Annotated in this window: 14 protein-coding genes, 1 tRNA gene and 1 pseudogene; 10 read left to right on the forward strand and 6 right to left on the reverse strand. The window is 72.4% G+C overall.

Going from position 1 to position 18625, the window contains the following annotated elements; all coding sequences use genetic code 11:
* Both ACYVK7_RS07005 and ACYVK7_RS07010 read left to right on the forward strand, forming a co-directional pair.
* Nucleotides 1-951, forward strand: coding sequence for an ABC transporter ATP-binding protein (locus ACYVK7_RS07005; RefSeq protein ID WP_460886969.1), 951 nt, complete (start codon nucleotides 1-3; stop codon nucleotides 949-951).
* Entirely contained in the window at nucleotides 951-1955 is a 1005-nt protein-coding gene (locus tag ACYVK7_RS07010; RefSeq protein WP_460886970.1) for an ABC transporter ATP-binding protein, read from the forward strand. Before ACYVK7_RS07005 ends, ACYVK7_RS07010 begins: the two co-directional genes overlap by 1 nt.
* On the opposite strand, the gene ACYVK7_RS07015 is transcribed toward ACYVK7_RS07010, so the two are convergent.
* A complete protein-coding gene (locus tag ACYVK7_RS07015; RefSeq protein WP_460886971.1) occupies nucleotides 1945-2874 on the reverse strand; it encodes a L,D-transpeptidase in 930 nt (309 codons plus the stop codon). The two genes, ACYVK7_RS07010 and ACYVK7_RS07015, sit on opposite strands and share 11 nt — an antisense overlap.
* Before the next feature lie 202 nt (nucleotides 2875-3076).
* Between ACYVK7_RS07015 and ACYVK7_RS07020 the strand changes: the two genes are divergently transcribed.
* Nucleotides 3077-4408, forward strand: a complete 1332-nt coding sequence (locus ACYVK7_RS07020; protein WP_460886972.1) for a winged helix-turn-helix domain-containing protein — start codon at nucleotides 3077-3079, stop codon at nucleotides 4406-4408.
* 22 nt (nucleotides 4409-4430) lie between these two features.
* On the opposite strand, the gene ACYVK7_RS07025 is transcribed toward ACYVK7_RS07020, so the two are convergent.
* Nucleotides 4431-5660 carry an MFS transporter gene (locus ACYVK7_RS07025; protein WP_460886973.1) on the reverse strand — a complete coding sequence of 410 codons (1230 nt, stop codon included), beginning with the start codon at nucleotides 5658-5660 and terminating at the stop codon, nucleotides 4431-4433.
* Nucleotides 5661-6223: 563 nt separating this feature from the next.
* Between ACYVK7_RS07025 and ACYVK7_RS07030 the strand changes: the two genes are divergently transcribed.
* Nucleotides 6224-10261, forward strand: a complete 4038-nt coding sequence (locus ACYVK7_RS07030) for a hypothetical protein (RefSeq protein ID WP_460886974.1) — start codon at nucleotides 6224-6226, stop codon at nucleotides 10259-10261.
* Nucleotides 10262-10346: 85 nt separating this feature from the next.
* Entirely contained in the window at nucleotides 10347-10604 is a 258-nt protein-coding gene (locus tag ACYVK7_RS07035; RefSeq protein WP_460886975.1) for a hypothetical protein, read from the forward strand.
* A 102-nt stretch (nucleotides 10605-10706) separates the two neighbouring features.
* Here the strand turns inward: ACYVK7_RS07035 and mscL are convergent, their stop codons facing one another.
* Nucleotides 10707-11138 (reverse strand): large conductance mechanosensitive channel protein MscL, encoded by a 432-nt coding sequence (mscL, locus tag ACYVK7_RS07040; protein WP_460886976.1) that lies wholly within the window; start codon nucleotides 11136-11138, stop codon nucleotides 10707-10709.
* A gap of 155 nt (nucleotides 11139-11293) precedes the next feature.
* Nucleotides 11294-12130 (reverse strand): SAF domain-containing protein, encoded by an 837-nt coding sequence (locus ACYVK7_RS07045; RefSeq protein WP_460886977.1) that lies wholly within the window; start codon nucleotides 12128-12130, stop codon nucleotides 11294-11296.
* Between the two features lie 192 nt (nucleotides 12131-12322).
* Here ACYVK7_RS07045 and ACYVK7_RS07050 point away from each other — a divergent pair, with 192 nt between their 5' ends.
* Complete coding sequence (locus tag ACYVK7_RS07050; RefSeq protein WP_460886995.1) at nucleotides 12323-12505, forward strand: hypothetical protein; 183 nt, start codon at nucleotides 12323-12325, stop codon at nucleotides 12503-12505.
* Nucleotides 12506-12519: 14 nt separating this feature from the next.
* On the opposite strand, the pseudogene ACYVK7_RS07055 reads toward ACYVK7_RS07050, so the two are convergent.
* Nucleotides 12520-12666, reverse strand: a pseudogene (locus ACYVK7_RS07055) (FmdB family zinc ribbon protein); the annotation flags it as partial.
* Nucleotides 12667-12976: 310 nt separating this feature from the next.
* Between ACYVK7_RS07055 and ACYVK7_RS07060 the strand changes: the two are divergent.
* A complete protein-coding gene (locus tag ACYVK7_RS07060; protein WP_460886993.1) occupies nucleotides 12977-15520 on the forward strand; it encodes a penicillin acylase family protein in 2544 nt (847 codons plus the stop codon).
* 80 nt (nucleotides 15521-15600) lie between these two features.
* Here ACYVK7_RS07060 and ACYVK7_RS07065 read toward each other — a convergent pair whose 3' ends face one another.
* On the reverse strand, nucleotides 15601-16251 hold the full coding sequence (locus ACYVK7_RS07065; protein WP_460886978.1) for a 5-formyltetrahydrofolate cyclo-ligase: 651 nt from the start codon (nucleotides 16249-16251) through the stop codon (nucleotides 15601-15603).
* Between the two features lie 227 nt (nucleotides 16252-16478).
* On the opposite strand from ACYVK7_RS07065, the gene ACYVK7_RS07070 reads away from it, so the two are divergent.
* The 3 genes from ACYVK7_RS07070 (at nucleotide 16479) to ACYVK7_RS07080 (ending at nucleotide 18468) form a co-directional block, all read left to right on the forward strand.
* Entirely contained in the window at nucleotides 16479-17090 is a 612-nt protein-coding gene (locus ACYVK7_RS07070) for a GNAT family N-acetyltransferase (RefSeq protein ID WP_460886979.1), read from the forward strand.
* Nucleotides 17091-17324: 234 nt separating this feature from the next.
* Nucleotides 17325-18293 carry a hypothetical protein gene (locus ACYVK7_RS07075; protein WP_460886980.1) on the forward strand — a complete coding sequence of 323 codons (969 nt, stop codon included), beginning with the start codon at nucleotides 17325-17327 and terminating at the stop codon, nucleotides 18291-18293.
* Nucleotides 18294-18395: 102 nt separating this feature from the next.
* Nucleotides 18396-18468: transfer RNA gene (locus tag ACYVK7_RS07080), tRNA-Ala, on the forward strand.
* Nucleotides 18469-18625 lie beyond the last annotated feature (157 nt).

An 18625-nucleotide genomic window follows, 5' to 3' on the forward strand; every position in this document is an offset into this window, starting at 1 on the left:
ATGGCCCTGGCCGTGAACGACCTCAAGGTCTGGTACCGCACCCTGCGCGGTGACGTCAAGGCCCTCGACGGCGTCACCTTCGAGGTGGCGGACGGCGAGATCATGGGTATCGCCGGCGAGTCCGGGTGCGGCAAGACCACGCTCGGCAAGGCCCTGATCCGCCTCGACACCCGCATGCGGCACGTGGGCGGCACGGTGGTCCTGGACGGCGACGAGCTGCCGCTGGCCGACGACGCCGCCATGCGCCGCTACCGCTACCGCGAGGTGTCGCTCATCCCGCAGTACGCGATGTCCGCGATGAATCCCACCCGCAAGATCGGCCGGATGATCCGCGACCTGCTCGCGGCGCACGGCGTCCGGTACGCCGAGGTGCTGCCGGAGCTCGAGCGGCGCCTCGGGCTCGTCGGGCTCGAGACCGACGTGCTGAAGCGCTACCCGATCGAGCTGTCCGGGGGCATGAAGCAGCGCGTGGTGCTCGTGCTGTCCACCCTGCTGAACCCCTCGCTGCTGATCGGCGACGAGGTGACGTCAGCGCTCGACGTCTCGTCGCAGAAGGCGGTGGCCCGGGCGCTCGTCGAGTTCCGCGACCACGGGATCGCGTCGTCGATGATCGTCATCACGCACGACATCTCCGTGCTGTTCCAGGTGGCCGACACCATCCTGGTCATGTACGCGGGCCACCTCGCCGAGAAGGCACCGGCCAAGACCATCATCAACCAGCCGCTGCACCCCTACACCAAGATGCTCATCGGGGCGCTGCCCAAGGTCGGTGACCGGTACGAGGAGCAGCAGCTCGAGGGGATCGAGGGGCGGCCGCCGTCGCTCCTGGAGCCGCCGGCCGGCTGCCGGTTCCGCGACCGTTGCCCCCTGGCGCACGACAAGTGCGCCGAGGCGCCGCCGTTCCGGGAAGTGGCCGAGGGGCACCACGTCGCGTGCTGGGCGGTGAGCTGATGCTGAGCCTCAACCAGCTCGACAAGGTCTACCGGACGGGCACCTTCGGCACCTCCGACCTGCACGCCGTGCGGCGGGTCAGCCTCGACGTGCGGCGGGGCGAGGTCGTGTCGCTCATCGGCGAGTCCGGCAGCGGCAAGTCGACCATCGGGAAGATGGTGCTCCACCTGCTCAGCTCGACGGGCGGCACCATCACGTTCGACGGGCGCGACGTCACCAAGCTCGGCTTCCGGGGGCGGCGCGAGTACTACCGCAAGGTCCAGGGGGTGTTCCAGGACCCGTTCAGCTCGTTCAACCCCATCTACAAGGTGGACCGGACGTTCGAGACCCTGCGGCACTCCTACTTCCCCAAGGTCTCCTCCGCGAGCTGGCGGGAGAAGCTGGAGGACGCGCTGGCCGCCGTCACGCTGGAGCCCGGCGACATCCTCGGCAAGTTCCCGCACCAGCTCTCGGGCGGGCAGCTCCAGCGCCTGCTCATCGCGCGCGCCCTGCTGCTCGACATCGAGCTGCTGGTCGCCGACGAGATCATCTCCATGCTCGACGCCTCCACCCGCATCGACGTGCTCAACCTGCTGGGCGAGCTCAAGGGGCGTGGCCTGGGCATCCTGTTCGTGACGCACGACCTCTCGCTCGGCAACTACGTGTCCGACCGCGTGGTCATCCTCTACAAGGGGCGCGTGGTGGAGAGCGGCGAGACGAACGCCGTCTTCGACGACCCGCTGCACCCTTACACCCGTGACCTGCTCGCCTCGGTACCGCACCTGGACCGGACGTGGGAGGAGGTCGAGGCCCAGGAGGCCGAGCGCACCCGCCGCCTGGCCGCCCGGTGCCTGTACCACGAGGACATCGCGGCGCAGGGCCGGTCGCTGGGCGACGAGGCCGAGTCGGCGGACGGCGTGCCCGACGGGCTCGGGCTCGTCGAGCACGCGCCCGGGCACTTCGTGGGGTGCTTCCGCATGGCGGCCCAGGAGGAGTGCCCGGCCGGGCCGGCCGTCAGGCCTTGACCAGCACGGGAACGCCAGGGTCCAGGTCGGCGAGCCGCTCGAAGTCCGCGCTCGTGAGCCGGATGCAGCCGTTGCTCACCGCCTGGCCCTGGCCGACGCCCACGTGGAGCGCGGTGGCCGCGTAGTCGGTGCCGTAGAACCCGTCCAGGGTCTCGCTCTGCAACGACAGGAACACGGACAGGCCGGTGTTCACCGCCTCCGTCACGGTGAAGACCTGGCTCAACCCCTGCGGTGTCGGTGTGGCGGACGCGCCGACGCCGGCGGCGAGCTGGTCGCTGGTGCCGTCGGCGTGCCGGACCGTCACCGTGCGGTCCGACAGGTCGACCACCACCGACCGCTTCTCCCGCTTCAGCTCCACGTCGCCGGCACGGAGCCAGCCCGCGGAACCGTTGACCTTCTCGGGGTCGTCCGACGGCAGCGCGCCGCGCCCGTACGGGATGAGCACCTTGACCCACCCGGACCGGCGCTCCAGCACCAGCCACCGGGCGTCGGCGTCGTAGTACTCCGACTCGAGGGCGAGCACCGGCGCGACGGTCACGTCGGGGCGCGTCCAGACCGGTACGTGTGGCCGCGTGGGCTCGGCGACGGAGCCGGGCAGGCCCTCGAGGTCGTCGACGTCGGCCCGCGGCAGGCCGCGGGGCAGGATCGCGTCGATGTCCGGCCGGGGCAGGTCGGGCAGGGAATAGCTCGCCGGTGTCGGCTTCGGCTCCGGCGGGGACGGGGTGGCCGACGGCGACGGGCTCGGCGCGGTGACGACGACCGCCGCCGCACCGGGCTCGTCGCCCGGGCGCACACCGGCCCAGAGGGCGGTCCCGAGCAGAGCGGCGGCGACGATGCCACCGACCCAGACCCAGGTGCGCGGGACAGGTGCGCGGCGTGGACCCGGCTCCTCCGTCTGCCCGCTGTACAGCTCCGTCATGGTGTCCCTTCCGTGTGCCTGCGACGCTCTCGCAGGTCGCCGTGCGTGTCCATGGTGCACCGGCCGGCCGCGGGGTGCAGCAGAGCGGCGGACGATACCGGGTTGTCACACTTGTCCGATATCTTCGTGGTCGCCCGAGCCCTTGGCTACCCCACTGTTGCAGACGCAGTCACCCGACAGCCCGCGAACAAGGAGAGACCCCGTGGCATCCGCCGACCGGACGTTCCCCGTATCGACCGTCCCGACGCGCCGTTCTCGCAGACTGGTCCTCACCGGTGCGATATCCGTCGCCCTCATCTCCACCGGGTCCGCGTACCTGGCGATGGTCCAGTTCGGCATCGACGTCCTCGCCATGAACCAGGGCACCGCCTACGCGACCGCCGGCGTCTTCGAGCTCTCGCTCGTCACCGTCGCCCTCCTGGCCCGCGAGGCCGCACGGGACAACCGGCCGGGCGGCACCCTGCTCGCTCTGACCTGGGCCCTCTCGTCGGCCTCCGGCGTGTTCGCCGCCTGGCACGAGGCCTACATCGACCACCCGCTCGGCGCCGTCGTGTTCCGGTTCGTCGTGCCGCTGCTCGCCGCCCTGATGTGGCACCTCGCGCTGATCGGCGACCGCCACCTCGCCACCGGTACGTCCTGGTCGGCGATGCGTCAGTCCGCGCGCATGCACGCCCTCTTCCTCTCCACCGAGGACCTGTTCCGGGCACAGAGCCTGAGCGACGGCTCACGGGCGGCGCGGCGCCGGCTCGCACGGGCCGAGGCCGCCCGCCGCCGGGCGCGTTCCGTGGCGCTGCGCACCGTCCCGCCCCGGGAGATGCGGGCCCAGGTCGCCGCCTGGTGCGAGGCGCTCGCCGCCGTCGGTGACGGCACGGCGGACGTCGCCCGCCTGCACCTCGCCGACCGGCAGCGGCTGACCGGCATCCTCGTCGACGACGAGCTCATGGACGGGCGGGCCTACGACACCCGCAGCGGCGTCCTGGCCGGCGCTCGGGTCGGTGCTCCCGAGTACGAGAGCAGGGCCGCCGACGCGGTGGCCGCCGAGTTCGCCGCCGACCGGCCGGCTCCGCGGGACCGGGCCGGAGGCGTGTTCGACGGCGAGGCGTTCGACCAGGAGGGGATCGGCGAGGACGGGTTCGGCGAGGACCGGTTCGGGGAGGGCGTGCTCGACGGCGACGCGGGGCGCCGTCCCGCACGGGTCAGTGCCGCTCTGGGGACCCCACGGCAGGAGGTGAGCGAGCGCGCGCCGCTGCCCGACGGCGAGCCGCCGGAGCAGACCGCCGCGCCCGTCGCGGAGCCGGCCGAGGCGGCGGTCCGCGCCACCGAGAACGTCCGGGAGGCACTGCCTCCGCGGCGCAAGCCGCGCCGGAACACACAGCTCGGCACGCAGGACGCCGAGCGGATGATCGACCTGCGGACCAAGGGCCGCACGTACCGGGAGATCGCGGAGGAGGTCGGCGTCAGCCGGTCGACGGTGGGCAAGCGGATGAGGGAGTTCACGGAGACCGGCTCGATCCCGGTCGTCAAGCCCCGCTGAGGCGTGACCGGGCCGTCCCGGACTACTCCGGCTCTCCGGCGTGGGCGATGGTTCCCAGGGCCCTCCAGATCAGGGCCAGCGTGATCCCCGCACCGACGAACCCGAACCAGAAGGGCGCGGTCAGCCCCCAGTGCTCGGCGATGAAGCCGCCGAGCGCGTTGCCCAGCACGATCCCGCCGAAGACGCTCACCATGTTGAGCGAACCCACCCGTCCCTGCAGCTCGAGCGGGGTGGCACGCTGGCGGACGGCGTTGGAGATGGCACCCCAGACGAACGCGTAGACGCCGAAGCAGAACATCGCGACGAACGCGCCCCACGCCGTCGTGTTGAGCGCGAGGGCCAGGTGCCAGAGCACCTCGCACGTCAGGACGACGCGCATCAGCGTGGCGAACGCGACACGCTTCTGGAGCCTGTCGAAGACGACGGTGCTGAGGAGGCCGCCCACGGCGGTCGCGGTGGTCAGCAGGCCGAACTGCGGGGTGGTCATGCCCAGGTGCTCCGTCGCGTAGAGCACGAGCACGCCCATCGGTGCCGCATAGGTCACGTTGAACGTGAGGGTCGTGAGCATCAGCGTCCGCACGGCAGGGGTGCGCCACACCCAGCGCAGGCCCTCGGCGATGTCCTGGCGGATGTGTGTGCGCGTCTCGCGCACGGGGACGCGGGTCACCGCGATCCGCGAGACCAGCAGGATCGCCAGGGTCGCGGTGACCGCCTGGACGGCGAACGGCCAGGCCGTGCCGGCCGCGAACAGGAACGCCCCGAGCGGGGGCCCGGCGAGCTGGTTCGCCGTCACGAAGCCCGCCATGAGCCGTGCCTGGCCGATCGCGAGGTCTGCCTTGGGGGTCACCATCGGCAGGAGCGTCTGGCTCGCGGCGTCGGCGAACACCTCGGCCACGCCCAGGGCGAACATGACCGCGAGGACGAGGACGACGTTCACGACGTCCGTGACGATGAACGTGCACAGCGCGGCGATCACCGCGACGCGCAGCCCGTTGGCGACCATCACCATGCGGCGGCGGTCCAGGCGGTCGGCCAGCGCGCCGGCCCAGAGGCCGAGCAGGAGCCACGGCAGCCGCTGGAGCAGTGCGGCGAGTGCGACGAGGAACGCGCTGTCGGTCTGGGACGCGACCAGCAGGGGGCCCGCGGCGAGAGCTATGCCGTCGCCGATGTTGCTGGTCCAGGACGACGTGACGAGCCAGCGGAACGACCGACCGAGCCTGCGCGGGAAGACTGCCTCGACGAGTGTGGTCACAAATCTTCGAGTCTATGGACCGTGTCGAGGCTTTTTCGTACCGGGGCTGCGGGACGGCGAGCGGGTGATCTCCATGACGTCAGACGTCGCCCCGGGGCGCCCGGGAGGGGTACGCGCGGCCCGCTGCCGGTGGGCTGCGCACATCTGCGGAAACGGCGGAATGCCGCGGAAGGGTGCGTTGCGTCGAAGGTGAAACAGCGGTCTTCAATAACGTTTTCGCCCGCGCACGGACCGGACTTGGACGATCGTCCGACTCGGTGTTGACGTCCGCCGGGAACAGGTGCAGACTCTCACAAGACGGTGCGCATCGCCCGCCCCCTGCGCGGTGCGCACCGTCATACCCCGTCGGGCTCAGGCCCGTCTGCGAAGCCCCTTCGGACCCCCTGCCGGAGGGGCTCTTGCATGTCCCGGGGGCGTGCGGCGACGCCGCTGTCACGGACGGTCGGGGTCACCCGACGCCCGGGCCGCCCACGGGTATGACACGCCCGGACGTTCCGGGCGCCCGGCGTGTCGCGCGGCGTGGCGTCCGGCCCTTGCGGACGCCACGCGGTTAGCGTGCTGGTGTGAACGCTGCACGCCGCCAGACCGCAGCCGCCCCGGAGAGCTCGGCCGATCTGTCCGAGGAGCTCTCGGCCGCGCTGAAGGACGAGACCGTGGACCCGGCCACCGAGCTGGCCGCACCGGAGGCCGCGGAGTCCACCCCGGACGGTGTCCGGGACCCGATGGCCGAGTCGGTCGCGCGCTGGCGCGCCGGGCTGGTCCAGCTCGCCGGGGGATCCTCCCTCGCGGACGTCGGACTGCTGGGCGAGGCCGTCATCGACCTGTCCGCGGCTCACCCCTCGGGGGTCGCCCAGCTCTTCGCGGGCCGGCCCACCCGGCTGTCCAACCTGGTGCGCGAGGCCGGGGCGCTGCCGACCGCCCGCCGTCGGGCACGGGCCGTCGCCGCGCGCTCCGCCGAGCACGCGCAGCGTTACGGGGTGTCGCCCACCTATCTGGCGATCGGTGTCGCCACGTGGACCGAGCGGCCGACCCCCGGCGGCGACCCGAACGACATGGAGGCCATCACCCGGGTGCTGGGCCCGGCGAGCGCTGCCCCCGCGCCTGAGCAGGGCTCGGACGACAGCCCTGCCGACGCGCCGGCGCTCACCGGCTCCGTCCCCATCGTGACGCTGGCGATGCCTGCGGGCCGCGCCACTCCGCCTTCGGAGAGCGCGGACGACGAGCCGCGCGTGGTCCGGGCTCCCGTGCTGCTGCGGCCCGTGATGCTCACGCCGCGCAGCGACGGCGAGGGTGACTACGACATCACGCTCGATCCCACCGCCGAGATCAACCCGGTGGTGGCGCGCACGCTGCGCGCTCACGGCGCGCTGATCGACCCGGCGGCGCTGGCCAAGGCGACGTTCACGCTCGCGGGCTTCAACCCCACCGACGTGCTCGACCGTGTGGCGAGCCTGGGGTCGGCGGTGCTGGGCGAGTTCCAGCTGGACCGGCGGGTGCTGGTGGGCACGTTCGTACACCCGGGCCAGGTGCTGGTCGACGACCTCGACGAGCTCCGCCCGGCCCTCGGACGGCACGAGGTGGTCTCGGCGCTCGGCGGCGTGGACGACTCCGTGCGGCGCCTGAGCAAGGTGGAGCTCCCCGAGCCCCGGGTGGGTGACGCCGACCCGGCGCACGAGCGCGGTGTCGGTGACCTCGACCCGCACCAGCGGCACGTCGTGGACGCGCTCGCCACGGGCAGCCACCTGTTCGTCGACGGCCCTGTCGGGTCCGACGTCGCGGGCACGCTCGCCGCCGTCGTCGCGGAGGCCAACGCGAGCGGCCGGTCCGTGCTGTACGTGCCGGGGCACCGCCGGGCCGCCGACGCGCTCGCCGCCCGGCTGGAGTCGCTCGGCCTGGGTGGGCTGCTGCTCGACATCGCGCCGGTCCCGACCTGGCGGACCTCGACGTCGCGGCGCCTGCTGGAGGCGATGGCGCCGGCGCAGGAGCGCATCGACGCCGACGAGGTCGCGCGGGTGCGCGACGCACTGATCGGCTCGCGGGCACAGCTCGCCGGCTACATCGGGGCGCTGCACCGGGTACGGGACCCGTGGCGGGTCTCGGCGTACGACGCCCTGCAGGCGCTCGCCCGGCTCACGTCCGAGCGGCCCGCCCCGGCGACCCGGGTGCGCCTCGACCCCGAGTCGGTGCTCTCGCTGGGCGAGGAACGGCGTGCGGAGCTCGCCGCGGACCTCGAACGAGCGGCCGAGCTGGGGGCGTTCGCGCTGAAGTCGTCGTCGAGCCCCTGGTTCGGCGCGCACATCCTGACCGACGACGACGCCCGGTCGGCCCTCACCAGGGTCAACCGCCTGGTCGAGCAGACCCTGCCGAAGCTGCGTGAGCAGATCGAGTACGTCGCGCGGGTGACCGGCCTGGTCAAGGCGTCGACGGCGCACCAGTGGGGCGAGCAGCTCGCGATGCTCGGCGGCATGCGGGGTACGCTCGACGTGTTCCAGCCGATGGTCTTCGAGCGCACCGCCGCCGACATGGTGCAGGCGACGGCCTCGCGCCGCACCCGTGCCGAGCAGGGCGTGGAGATGGGCTGGATCGCGCGTCGCCGGCTGAAGCGGCGGGCCCGCGAGATGGTGCGCCCCGGCGTGCGCGTGCCGGACATGCACACGGCCCTCGTCGAGGTGCAGCGTCAGCGTGAGGTGTGGCAGGCGCAGTGCCCGCGCGGCGGGTGGCCCACCCTGCCGGAGGGCCTGGCCGCCGTGGAGGAGACCTACGAGGCGGTCCGTATCGACCTCGAGGCGCTCGAGCCGGTGCTGCGCTCGTCGCACGCGGGCGGCGGGCTCCTCGACCTCGATCTCTTCGCCCTCGTCCAGCGGCTCGCGTCCCTCGCGGAGACCCAGGACGCGCTGATCCCGCTGCCCGAGCGGACGGCCGTGCTGCGCCGGCTGCGCAAGGCGGGGCTGGGCGAGCTGGTCGACGATCTCACCGAGCGCCGCGTGGAGGCCGACCTCGTCGGGCCGGAGCTCGAGCTGTCGTGGTGGTCCTCGGTGTTCGAGCAGATCCTGGCCACGGAGCCGGACCTGGCGGGTCAGGACGGTGCGGGGCTCGACGCCCTCGCCGGACGGTTCCGCGAGCTCGACCGGCGGCACGTCGCCTCGCTGTCGGCGCCGGTGCGGGCCGCGGTGCGGGCGCACCTCGGCGGAGCCATGCGGGACGAGCGGGAGGACGCCGAGGCGCTCTACTCCACGCTCGTCGACGGTGGGCTGAGCTCGATGCGCGACCTCGTGTCCGCGCACGGATCCACCGTGCGGCGGCTGCGGCCCACCTGGGTCTCGACCCCGACGATGGTGCCGCACCTGCTGCCCGCCGAGCGCAGCGCCGACCTCGTGATCCTCGACGCCGTGCAGCACGTGCCGGTCGAGGTCGTCGTACCCGCGCTGGCTCGTGGCCGGCAGATCGTCGTGGTCGGCGACCCCCGGTCGGCGTCGGGCACCGCGGTGCGTGACCTGGCGCGGCTGCTGCCGCGCGTCACGCTGCAGCCGGAGCCCGCCCGCCGGGACCCGCAGCTCACCGCGCTGCTGGCCGCGCACGGCTACGAGGGCATCATGCGGCCCGCGCCGATGCCGCGTACCGAGGCGCTGGTGCACTTCTCGCTCGTGGACGGCGCGGGGATGCCCGACCCGGTCTCCGGAACCGTCGAGTCGACGACGGCCGAGGTGGAACGGGTGGTCGACCTCGCCATCGAGCACGCGATGACGCGGCCGGAGGAGACCTTCGGCATCGTCACCGTCACCGCCGCGCACGCCGACCGGATTCGTGAGCGGCTGCTCGCCGAGGTGCGGGCCAACCCCGCCCTGGCGCCCTTCTTCGCCGGGTCACGGCCCGAGCCGGTCGTGGTCGCCGACGTCACGGGCGTTGCCGGGCTGGCGCGGGACACGATCGTGCTGACCCTCGGGTTCGGGCGGACGCCGCACGGCCGCGTCCTGCACCGGTTCGGTGTGCTGGGCGAGGGTGGCGGCGACGCGATGCTGCTCGGTTCGCTGGGTGCCGCGCGCAAGCGGCTGCACGTGGTGTCCTGCTTCCCGGCCTCCGACCTCGACCCCGAGCGGCTGCGCGGACCCGGCCCGCAGATGCTGGCCAAGGTGCTGTCCTTCGCCGAGGAACGCTCGGGGCTCGCCGACCAGGTCGAGATCGGCAACGGCGTGGACGTGGCGCGGTCCGTCGACCGCCTGGTCGTGGACCTGGGGGAGCGGCTGTGGCGCTCCGGCCTCGTGGTCGAGACCGACTACGGGCTGCCCGGCGGCGACCGGATCCCGCTCGCCGTGGGGCATCCGGACCTCCCGGGGGAGCTCCTGGTCGCGGTGCTCACCGACGACGCCGCCTACGTGGCCGAGCCTTCCATCCGGGTGCGCGACCGGCAGCTCGCTGAGCGGCTCGAACGGCTCGGCTGGGTCGTGGCGCAGGTGTGGTCGGCGGCCGCGTTCCTCGACCCGGACGCCGAGGCGGAGCGGGTGCGCCGCGTGGTGCTGTCCGTGCGCGACGCGCGGGTGGGTGTCGAGGGCGGTGTGGCGCCGGCGGCGGAGCTGGTGGTTCCCCAGGTGCTGGACGACTGAGGGTTCGGGCCGCGGTCGTGCGGGACGAGGCCGGTCGGTCGCCGAGGTGAGCGGGCACGGTCGGCCGCGGGGCGACAATGGTGGGGTGAACGAGCCCGAGAACCAGTCAGCCGACCCAGCGTCGTCGGCCGATTCACCGATGACTGCCGCCGGGCCGGACGGCGGCGGCCTTGCGCGGCGAGGGCCGCGGCGTGCCGTGCGGCGCGGGACCGAGCGCGAGGCCGTGCTGGGTGTGAGCGCCGATGAGCGCCCGGCGGGCTGGGGGGACGGTGCCGCCTCCGACGCGGGCCACGACTCGAACGATGAACAGCTCCGCCGCGACGTCCCGCCGCACTGGGGCTGATGAGGACGTGGTCCGGCAGATGGTCGGTAAAAGGTCAGGTGGTCGGCAGCCCGGGCTGCCGACCACCTGACCTTTTACCGACCATCCGTGGGGCTCTGGCCCCTAGTTGGAGTTCGGGTTGGCGGTGGTGCCCGACTGGACGCGCAGCAGGTCGCGGATCTCGGTGAGCAGCACGACCTCCTCGGCGGCTGCCTCCTCGACAACCTCCTCGGGGGTCTTGCGCAGCGACTGCAGCTTGTTGATCGGGACGATCACGAAGAAGTAGACGGCTCCCGCGATCAGCAGGAACATGATGACGCCCTGGATGAACAGCCCGATCGGGAACTCGGTGGACTCTCCGCGCCAGTTCGGGACGCTGAACGCGATCCGCGAGAAGTCGGGCGCACCGACCAGCCAGCCGATGAGCGGCATGATGAAGCCCTTGACGAGGCCGTCGATCACCGCAGAGAACGCACCGCCGATCACGACGGCGACCGCGAGATCGAGCACGTTGCCGCGCGTGATGAATTCCTTGAAGCCCTGGAGCATTGTCATCCCCTGCAGTTGTTCGCGTTGGTCGTGGGCCGCGAGGGTCGGCCCGGTCAAGGATTCTGCGGTTCATTTGCAGATTCCGCACCTCGAACGGACATTCGGCAGAATTGCGGCGCTGTTTGTCCCACTATGCCCCACCACGGTGCCTGAATCGACCCCTATGGAACCAACACCGCGGTCACCGAACCCCAGCCGGACACCGCTGACAGCTCCGGCGCGTCCGCCGGGTCCACCGCGACGAGGGTCACGGGCCGGTCGGCCTCGGAGGCAGGGCCGAGCAGCCCGCCCGCGCCCTCCGGCTCGCGCCCGGCCGGCACGGGAAGCACCAGTGCGCCGCGCGCGAGGTACTGGGGTGCCCCGGCCGGCCCGGTGCCCGATGTGGTCCCGGACAGCAGGTCGACCCGGTCGCCGGGGCGGAGCAGGGCGGCGACGGCATCGTCGGACAGCCGGACGGGCACCACGACGGTGCCGCTCGGGGCGGCGGCGGAGACGCCCGCGTCGGACACGAGCGTGGCGTGCAGCGGCGCACCGGCCGGTAGCGCTACGACCGCCGCGCGCCCCAGCAGGCCGCGCACGCTGTGGAGGGCGCCGGGCGGGACGAGGTCGGTCGCGATCGTGCGCAGCGCCAGGTCGTCGCGGGTCAGCTCCGCGCCGGCGGACACCGGCCGTACGGTCACCGCGACGTCGACCGTCGGGGGCGGTGGCGGGCGCAGGACGTGCACCGTCAGGGCGACCGCCAGCCCGAACAGAGCGGCAGCGAGGGCGAACCGCCACCGCCGGACGACCCGCCGGAGCCGGCGGAGGGCCGCGGAGCGGGACGCGCCCCCGGCGTGGCCCCGAGCGCGGCCGGGCCGGGGCAGCATGCCGGCGAGTCCGGCGCGCGCCCCGTGGGACCTCGTGGTCCCGTACGGCCGGTCCCGCGGTGTGCGGTGTGCCGCGCCCGGCGGCGAGCCGTGGCGCGCGGCCGGTTCGGTGATCGTGTCGAGAAGTCCCATGGCGGCGACGCTATGCGGCCGCGCGGGCCGGCGGCCCCGCCGTCGGGCAGGGCTGTGCACGACGTCGGAAAAGCACCGCCTGTGGTCGTGCTGGCAGCCCTGAGAACTCGTGGAGGGGGTCGGCGCGCGCCGCCGACGTCACGGTACGGGCGTGGCGGCAGGCTCCGTCGTCAGGCCGACGCGGCCTTGGTCGTGCTGGACCCGCTCGACGAGGAGCCGGACGACCCGCTCGACGAGGAGCCGGACGAGCTCGACGACGAGGACGAGCCCGACGACGAGCTGTCCGAGGAGGAGCCGGACGAGCCCGGCGAGGACTCGCTCTTGCCGGACTTCATGGTGCTGTTGGTCGAGGTGCTGCGCGAGTCCGTGCGGTAGAAACCGGAGCCCTTGAAGGTGACACCCACGGAGCTGAACACCTTTCGCAGCCGGCCCTGGCACTCGGGGCAGATGGTCAGCGACGAGTCGCTGAACTCCTGGTGGATGTCGAACGCGTGGCCGCAGTCGGCACACCGGTACGCGTAGGTGGGCACGTGCACTCCTCTTGGACGTCAGGCCGGGCGGGGCGTCGCGCGCAGGAACCGGCTCTGGCACTCGGGGTTTCCGAGTGCCAATAGTAACGGTCGAGCGGCGAGGGATAGTCCCAAGATCTCCCGAGCGTGTTCACTCGCGGGCGTTCACCCAAGCACAGGGGCGGGCGGTAGTCTCCACTGCGTGTCCGCGACCACTTCCGCCGAGCCCCTAGAGCCCGCCGAAACTGCCACTTCCGACGGTGCGCGACGCATCAAGCCCCGTCGTACTCGTACCACTCGTGTCCGCCAGTTCATCGTCGGCACGGCCGTCGTCCTGGTGCTCATCCTGGTCGCACTGACGACCTTCGGCTGGCTCACCGGGCGCCGTCCGCTCCCGGAGCACTCGGGGGAGGTGCAGGTCGAGGGGCTCAGCTCGGACGTCCGCGTCAGCCGCGACGCCCAGGGCGTACCGCAGATCTACGCGGACTCGGCCGATGACCTGTTCCGCGCGCAGGGCTACGTGCACGCGCAGGACCGTTTCTTCGAGATGGACTACCGCCGCCACGTGACCGCCGGCCGACTTGCCGAGCTCGTCGGCAACAACGCCGACGCGATCCAGGCGGACAAGGTCATCCGCACGTTCGGCTGGCGGCACGTCGCGGAGGAGGAGTTCAACATCCTCGACGACACGACGCGGCAGTACCTCCAGGCGTACGCCGACGGCGTCAACGCCTACATCGCGGACCGCAGCCCCGCGGAGACGGCGGTGGAGTACACGGTGCTCGACGTCAGCGTCGAGGTGAACGAGCCGGAGCCGTGGGACCCGATCGACTCGCTCGCCTGGCTCAAGGCGATGGCGTGGGACCTGCGCGGCAACTACGACGACGAGCTGGACCGGGCGCTGGCGTACAGCACGCTGGGCGACGCGTCACGTGTCGCGGAGCTGTTCCCGGCCTACTCGGGCACCGGCAACGCGACCATCCTCGACCCCGCCGAGGCGGGCGTGCCGCAGGCGACGCAGCAGACCCAGGCGACCCAGACGTCGTCGGGCACCGGCGACGTGTACAAGAGCCCCGCGCTCGCCGAGGCGCTGGAGTCCGCGCAGCAGGCGCTGGACGCGGTGCCGGTGCAGATCGCCCGCGGCGAGGGCACCGGTTCGAACTCGTGGGCGGTGTCGGGCCAGTACACGGAGTCGGGCAAGCCGCTGCTGGCGAACGACCCGCACCTCGACCTCGCGGCGCCCGGCATCTGGGCGCAGGTGGGTCTGCACTGCAACCAGGTGGGCCCCGAGTGCCCCTTCGACGTGTCCGGGTTCTCCTTCTCCGGCTTCCCCGGCGTGATCATCGGGCACAACGCTGACATCGCCTGGGGCCTGACGAACATGGGTGCCGACGTCACGGACTTCTTCATCGAGCGGGTACGCAACGACACGTACCTGCGCGGCGCGGACGAGTGGGTGCCGATGGAGAAGGAGACCGAGGTGATCCGCGTCGACGGCGGCAGCCCGGTCGACCTGGAGGTCCGGCGGACCGTGCACGGCCCGATCGTCTCGTCCGTCATGGACGAGTCCACCATGGAGGCGGTGCGCAACTCGCCGACGGAGACCGGCACCCAGCTCGGACAGTACGAGATCTCGCTGCAGTGGACCGCGCTCCAGCCGGGCCACACCGCGGACGCCGTGTTCGAGATGAACCGCGCGAAGAACCCGGCGGACATGAAGGCCGCGGCCGCGAAGTTCGAGGTCCCCGCGCAGAACATCGTCTTCGCCACGACCGACGGGCACATCGGCTACCAGGCACCCGGCAAGATCCCGGTGCGGGCGAGCGTGCCGGGTGCGGTGGAGTCCGACGGCACGTGGCCGCGTCCCGGCTGGGACGCCCGCTACGACTGGACCGGGTACGTGGCCAAGGAGCAGATGCCGGGCGTCATCGACCCCAAGGAAGGGTTCGTCGTCGCCGCGAACCAGGCGGTGCTGCCCGGTGGCAGCGGCCCGTTCATCACCAGGGACTGGGACTACGGGTACCGGTCGGAACGCATCCGTACGCTGCTCACCGACAAGATCGCGCAGGGCAGCAAGCTCACGGCGAGCGACATGTCGGACTTCCAGATGGACCAGTGGAGCGTGTTCGCCGACACCCTGGTGCCGGTCCTGCTCAAGGTCCCGCTCCCCGCCGGCTACGACTCCGACGGTCAGGCGCTCCTCGCCGACTGGGACGACTACTCCATGGACGAGGACTCAGCGGCCGCCGCTTACTTCGCGGCCGTCTGGCGCAACCTCCTGGAGATCACCTTCAACGACGAGCTGCCGGAGTCCATGTGGCCGGACGGCGGCAGCCGCTGGCTGGCCGTGATCCAGGGCATGCTCGACAACCCGAACGACGCGTTCTGGGACGACAAGTCCACGGTGTCCGTCGTGGAGAGCCGCGACCAGGTGCTCACGGAGGCGCTGGTCAGCGCACGCCAGGACCTGACCGTCGAGCTCGGCAAGGACACCAGCGACTGGGAGTGGGGCACGCTCCACCAGCTCCGGCTGGAGCACCTGGTGCTCGGCGGGTCCGGCATCCCGGCCCCGGTCGCCGCGTACATGAACCCGCTGCCCGTCAAGGTCGGGGGAGGGTCCTCGATCGTGAACGCGACGGCGTGGGACGCCGCCAGCGGCAGCTTCGAGGTGACGAGCGGCCCGTCGATGCGGATGGTCGTGGACCTTGCGGACCTCGACGCCTCCACCTGGGTGGTCGTGACCGGCACGTCCGCGCATCCGGCGTCGGAGCACTACGACGACCAGCTCGACGCCTGGGCGAAGGGCGAGACCTTCCCCTGGCCCTCCAGCGCCGAGGCGGTAGCCGCCGCCCAGGAGGACGAGCTGATCCTCACCCCGTGAGGTCGGCCCGTCGGCCGAGCCCGTCGAGACCCCTGCCGGTCGCGACGGGCCCGGCCGGTGGACGTCCGTGCGAGTCGGGCCTACGCCTCGCCGAGCCAGTGCCAGTCGGTGGTGGTCGCGACGCCGTGCACGAGGATGTCGTGCTCCTCGCGCGGCAGCGGGTGCTTCGCGGCGTCGTACACCTCCTCGGGGAAGACGACGGCGATCACGTTCGCCCCGGGCCGCAGGTAGGTGAGGGCGCGGTCGTACCAGCCGCCGCCCTGGCCGAGCCGGACCCCGCGGGTGTCGACGGCGAGGGCGGGCGCCAGGACGACGTCGGCCAGCTTGGTCGCGTCGGTGCCCAGCGTCGGCCCGCCGGGCTCGGGCGGACGGCCGGGCGCACGCTCCAGGAGGTCGTCCGGGCCGGTGTAGTCCGCCCAGTCACGGGCCAGGCCCGCACCCAGCACAGGTAGCAGCACCCGGACGCCGCGCCCCGCGAGGCGGTCCAGGAGCGGCAGCATGCCGGGTTCGGCGCTGCGGGCCGCGTAGGCCGCGACGCATCCCGCGTCGCGGACCACGGGAATTGACTCGATGATGTCCGCTAGGGACTCGGCTGCCTGGGCCCGCTGCCGGGCGGATCGGTGGCCGCGCTGCGCGCGGATCGCGCGGCGGAGCTCTTCCTTGGCGTCACCGGTCTCCATCCCGGGTAGGACGGGGTACGGCTGTGGCGTCGGGACAGAGATGCCGCTCATGACCGCTATTGTGCCAAGACTCCGAGACAAGATTGTTACGAACAGCGTACGAAGAAGGCGAGAACATGACCGAGCGGCTGCTCGACGGGTCCCAGACCACCGAGCGTGGTAGACCCTCTCCAACGCCGGGATTCGTCATGGGACGTGGCAGGGGGCGAACGATGATGCCGTCGAGCAAGTCAGACGCGCCGGAAGGTGCGACGGGAAAGTTTGTGAAGGGATGGACGGTGGCCAAGCCATGGCCGGTGACGCTGCGTGACGACACGCCGGCCGGCGCCGTCGTGCTGCGCCCGCTCCGGCGGCGGGACGGGAGCGACTGGGCCCGGCTCCGGGCTGAGAACGCTGCCTGGCTGGAACGCTGGGAGGCGACGGCGCCCGGTGCGAACCGATACATCGCCTCGACGTTCGGCGAGTACGTGCGCTCCCTCTCGGCGCAGGCACGCGCCGGGACGTCCCTCCCGTTCGGCGTGGAGCTCGACGGCGCGCTCGTGGGCCAGCTGACGGTCTCGTCCATCACGTGGGGCTCGATGTGCTCGGCGAGCATCGGGTACTGGGTGAGCCAGAGCGTGGCCGGGCGGGGCGTCATCCCGACGGGCGTGGCCATGGCCACCGACTACGCCTTCTTTCTCGGGCTGCACCGCATCGAGATCAACATCCGGCCCGAGAACAAGCCGAGCCTGCGTGTGGTCGAGAAGCTCGGCCTCAGGGACGAGGGCGTGCGCGAGCGCTTCCTGCACATCCAGGGCCAGTGGCGCGACCACCGCACCTTCGCGATCACGCGCGAAGAGGTCCCCGAGGGGCTGCTGGCGCGCTGGCAGCGACTTCGGGACACGCCCTGACGCTGGGACACGCCGTGCGTGGTGCGGCTGGGCGTGGCGATGCTCGCCTAACGTCGTGTCGTGGAATCGACTGCAGGACTGACAGCCGTCGCGCTGTTCGTCCTGTGGCTGGGCTACTGGCTGCCAAGCCTGGTGCGCCATCGGTCAGAGCTCGCGGACTCGCGGGTGACGGACCGGTTTTCCGTAGGACTGCGCATCGTCGCGAAGAGTGGTTCCGACAGGAGAGGAGGGGCGATGGTTACTGACGGCAAGCCGCGGGGGACCGGCCAGGGCGTGCCGCGCGTCGCTCGTCCGACCCCGAAGGGGCACCCGCTCCAGATCATGGTCCGGGGTCGGCCGCTCACGGCGGAGCGCATCCGCCGGGTCGAGCGGCGTGCACGGCGTGCCGCGCGTGCGCGACGTCGCCTCATCGTCTCCGCGCTCCTGCTGCTGTGCAGCGTCGCCGCCTGGATGCTCGTCGGGTTCGACCGGCTGCACTGGGGTGCGGCCGCCGTGCCCTCGGCCATGCTGCTGTTCGTCCTCTTCCTGGGCCGCCGCGCGGCCCGGGCGGCACGACGCGCCGACGCCAGGTGGCACGCCACCGTGCGCACGGCACGCCAGCGCGCCACCCAGGCCCGCGCCCTCGCCAACGGTGGTCCCTACGCCCCGCGCAACCGTGCCCAGGTCACCGGCCTGGCGACCCGCGGCTCGAGTACGGAGACGCAGGCGATCCCACGGGTCGCCCGCAAGGACGTGCTCGACGAGATCCTCGACAGCCCGGCGAGGCCGAAGGTCATCGAGGTCCAGCCCGAGGCATCGGACGAGGGCACGACGGAGGCGGAGCCTGCCCCGAAGGACGAGGAGCCCGCGAAGCGTGACGAGGTACCGAGCGGACGTGCCTGGGACCCCGTGCCGGTTCCGCTGCCCACCTACGTGACCAAGCCCGCCGCGCCGCAGCGTCAGCCCGCGGCGCTCCCGGGTTCCTCGACCGCACCCAAGGGCCCGACGGCGACGCCGGGCGCGTCGTCCAGCGCGACCGGTCGTCAGGGCTCCACGCCTCCGGCCACGATGCCGCCGTCGGTCCCCGTGTCCGGCTCCGTGCCGGCCGGGACGGAGCCGGTCGTCGAGGACGAGCTGTTGCGCGGCGAGCCACCCCGGATGAGGTCCGAGACCCTGGGCAAGCCGCTCGAGGAGATCCTGGCGCGACGCCGGGCAGCGGGGTGACCAGGCTGGTCGGGATCGCGCGGGTCACGTGTTCGTGACCCGCGCGACACCCGGTCAAGTTGCGGATCACCGGCGGTGAAGTGCTAGTCTTCTGCAGTCCGAGGGGCTATGGCGCAGTTGGTAGCGCGTCTCGTTCGCAATGAGAAGGTCGGGGGTTCGAATCCCCCTAGCTCCACCGATTGGAAAGGCCGTTGACAGGGCGTTAGCCCAGGTCAGCGGCCTTTCTTCGTGCAGGAGGGCGCCGACAGGAAAGTACGGTGCTGACTGATGAGACCCCTGCTGCCTCGGTTTCTGCCTCGGTTTGACCCACCGGGGACGACCGCGAGGGACTG

The sequence above is a fragment of the Promicromonospora xylanilytica genome, from assembly GCF_054782895.1.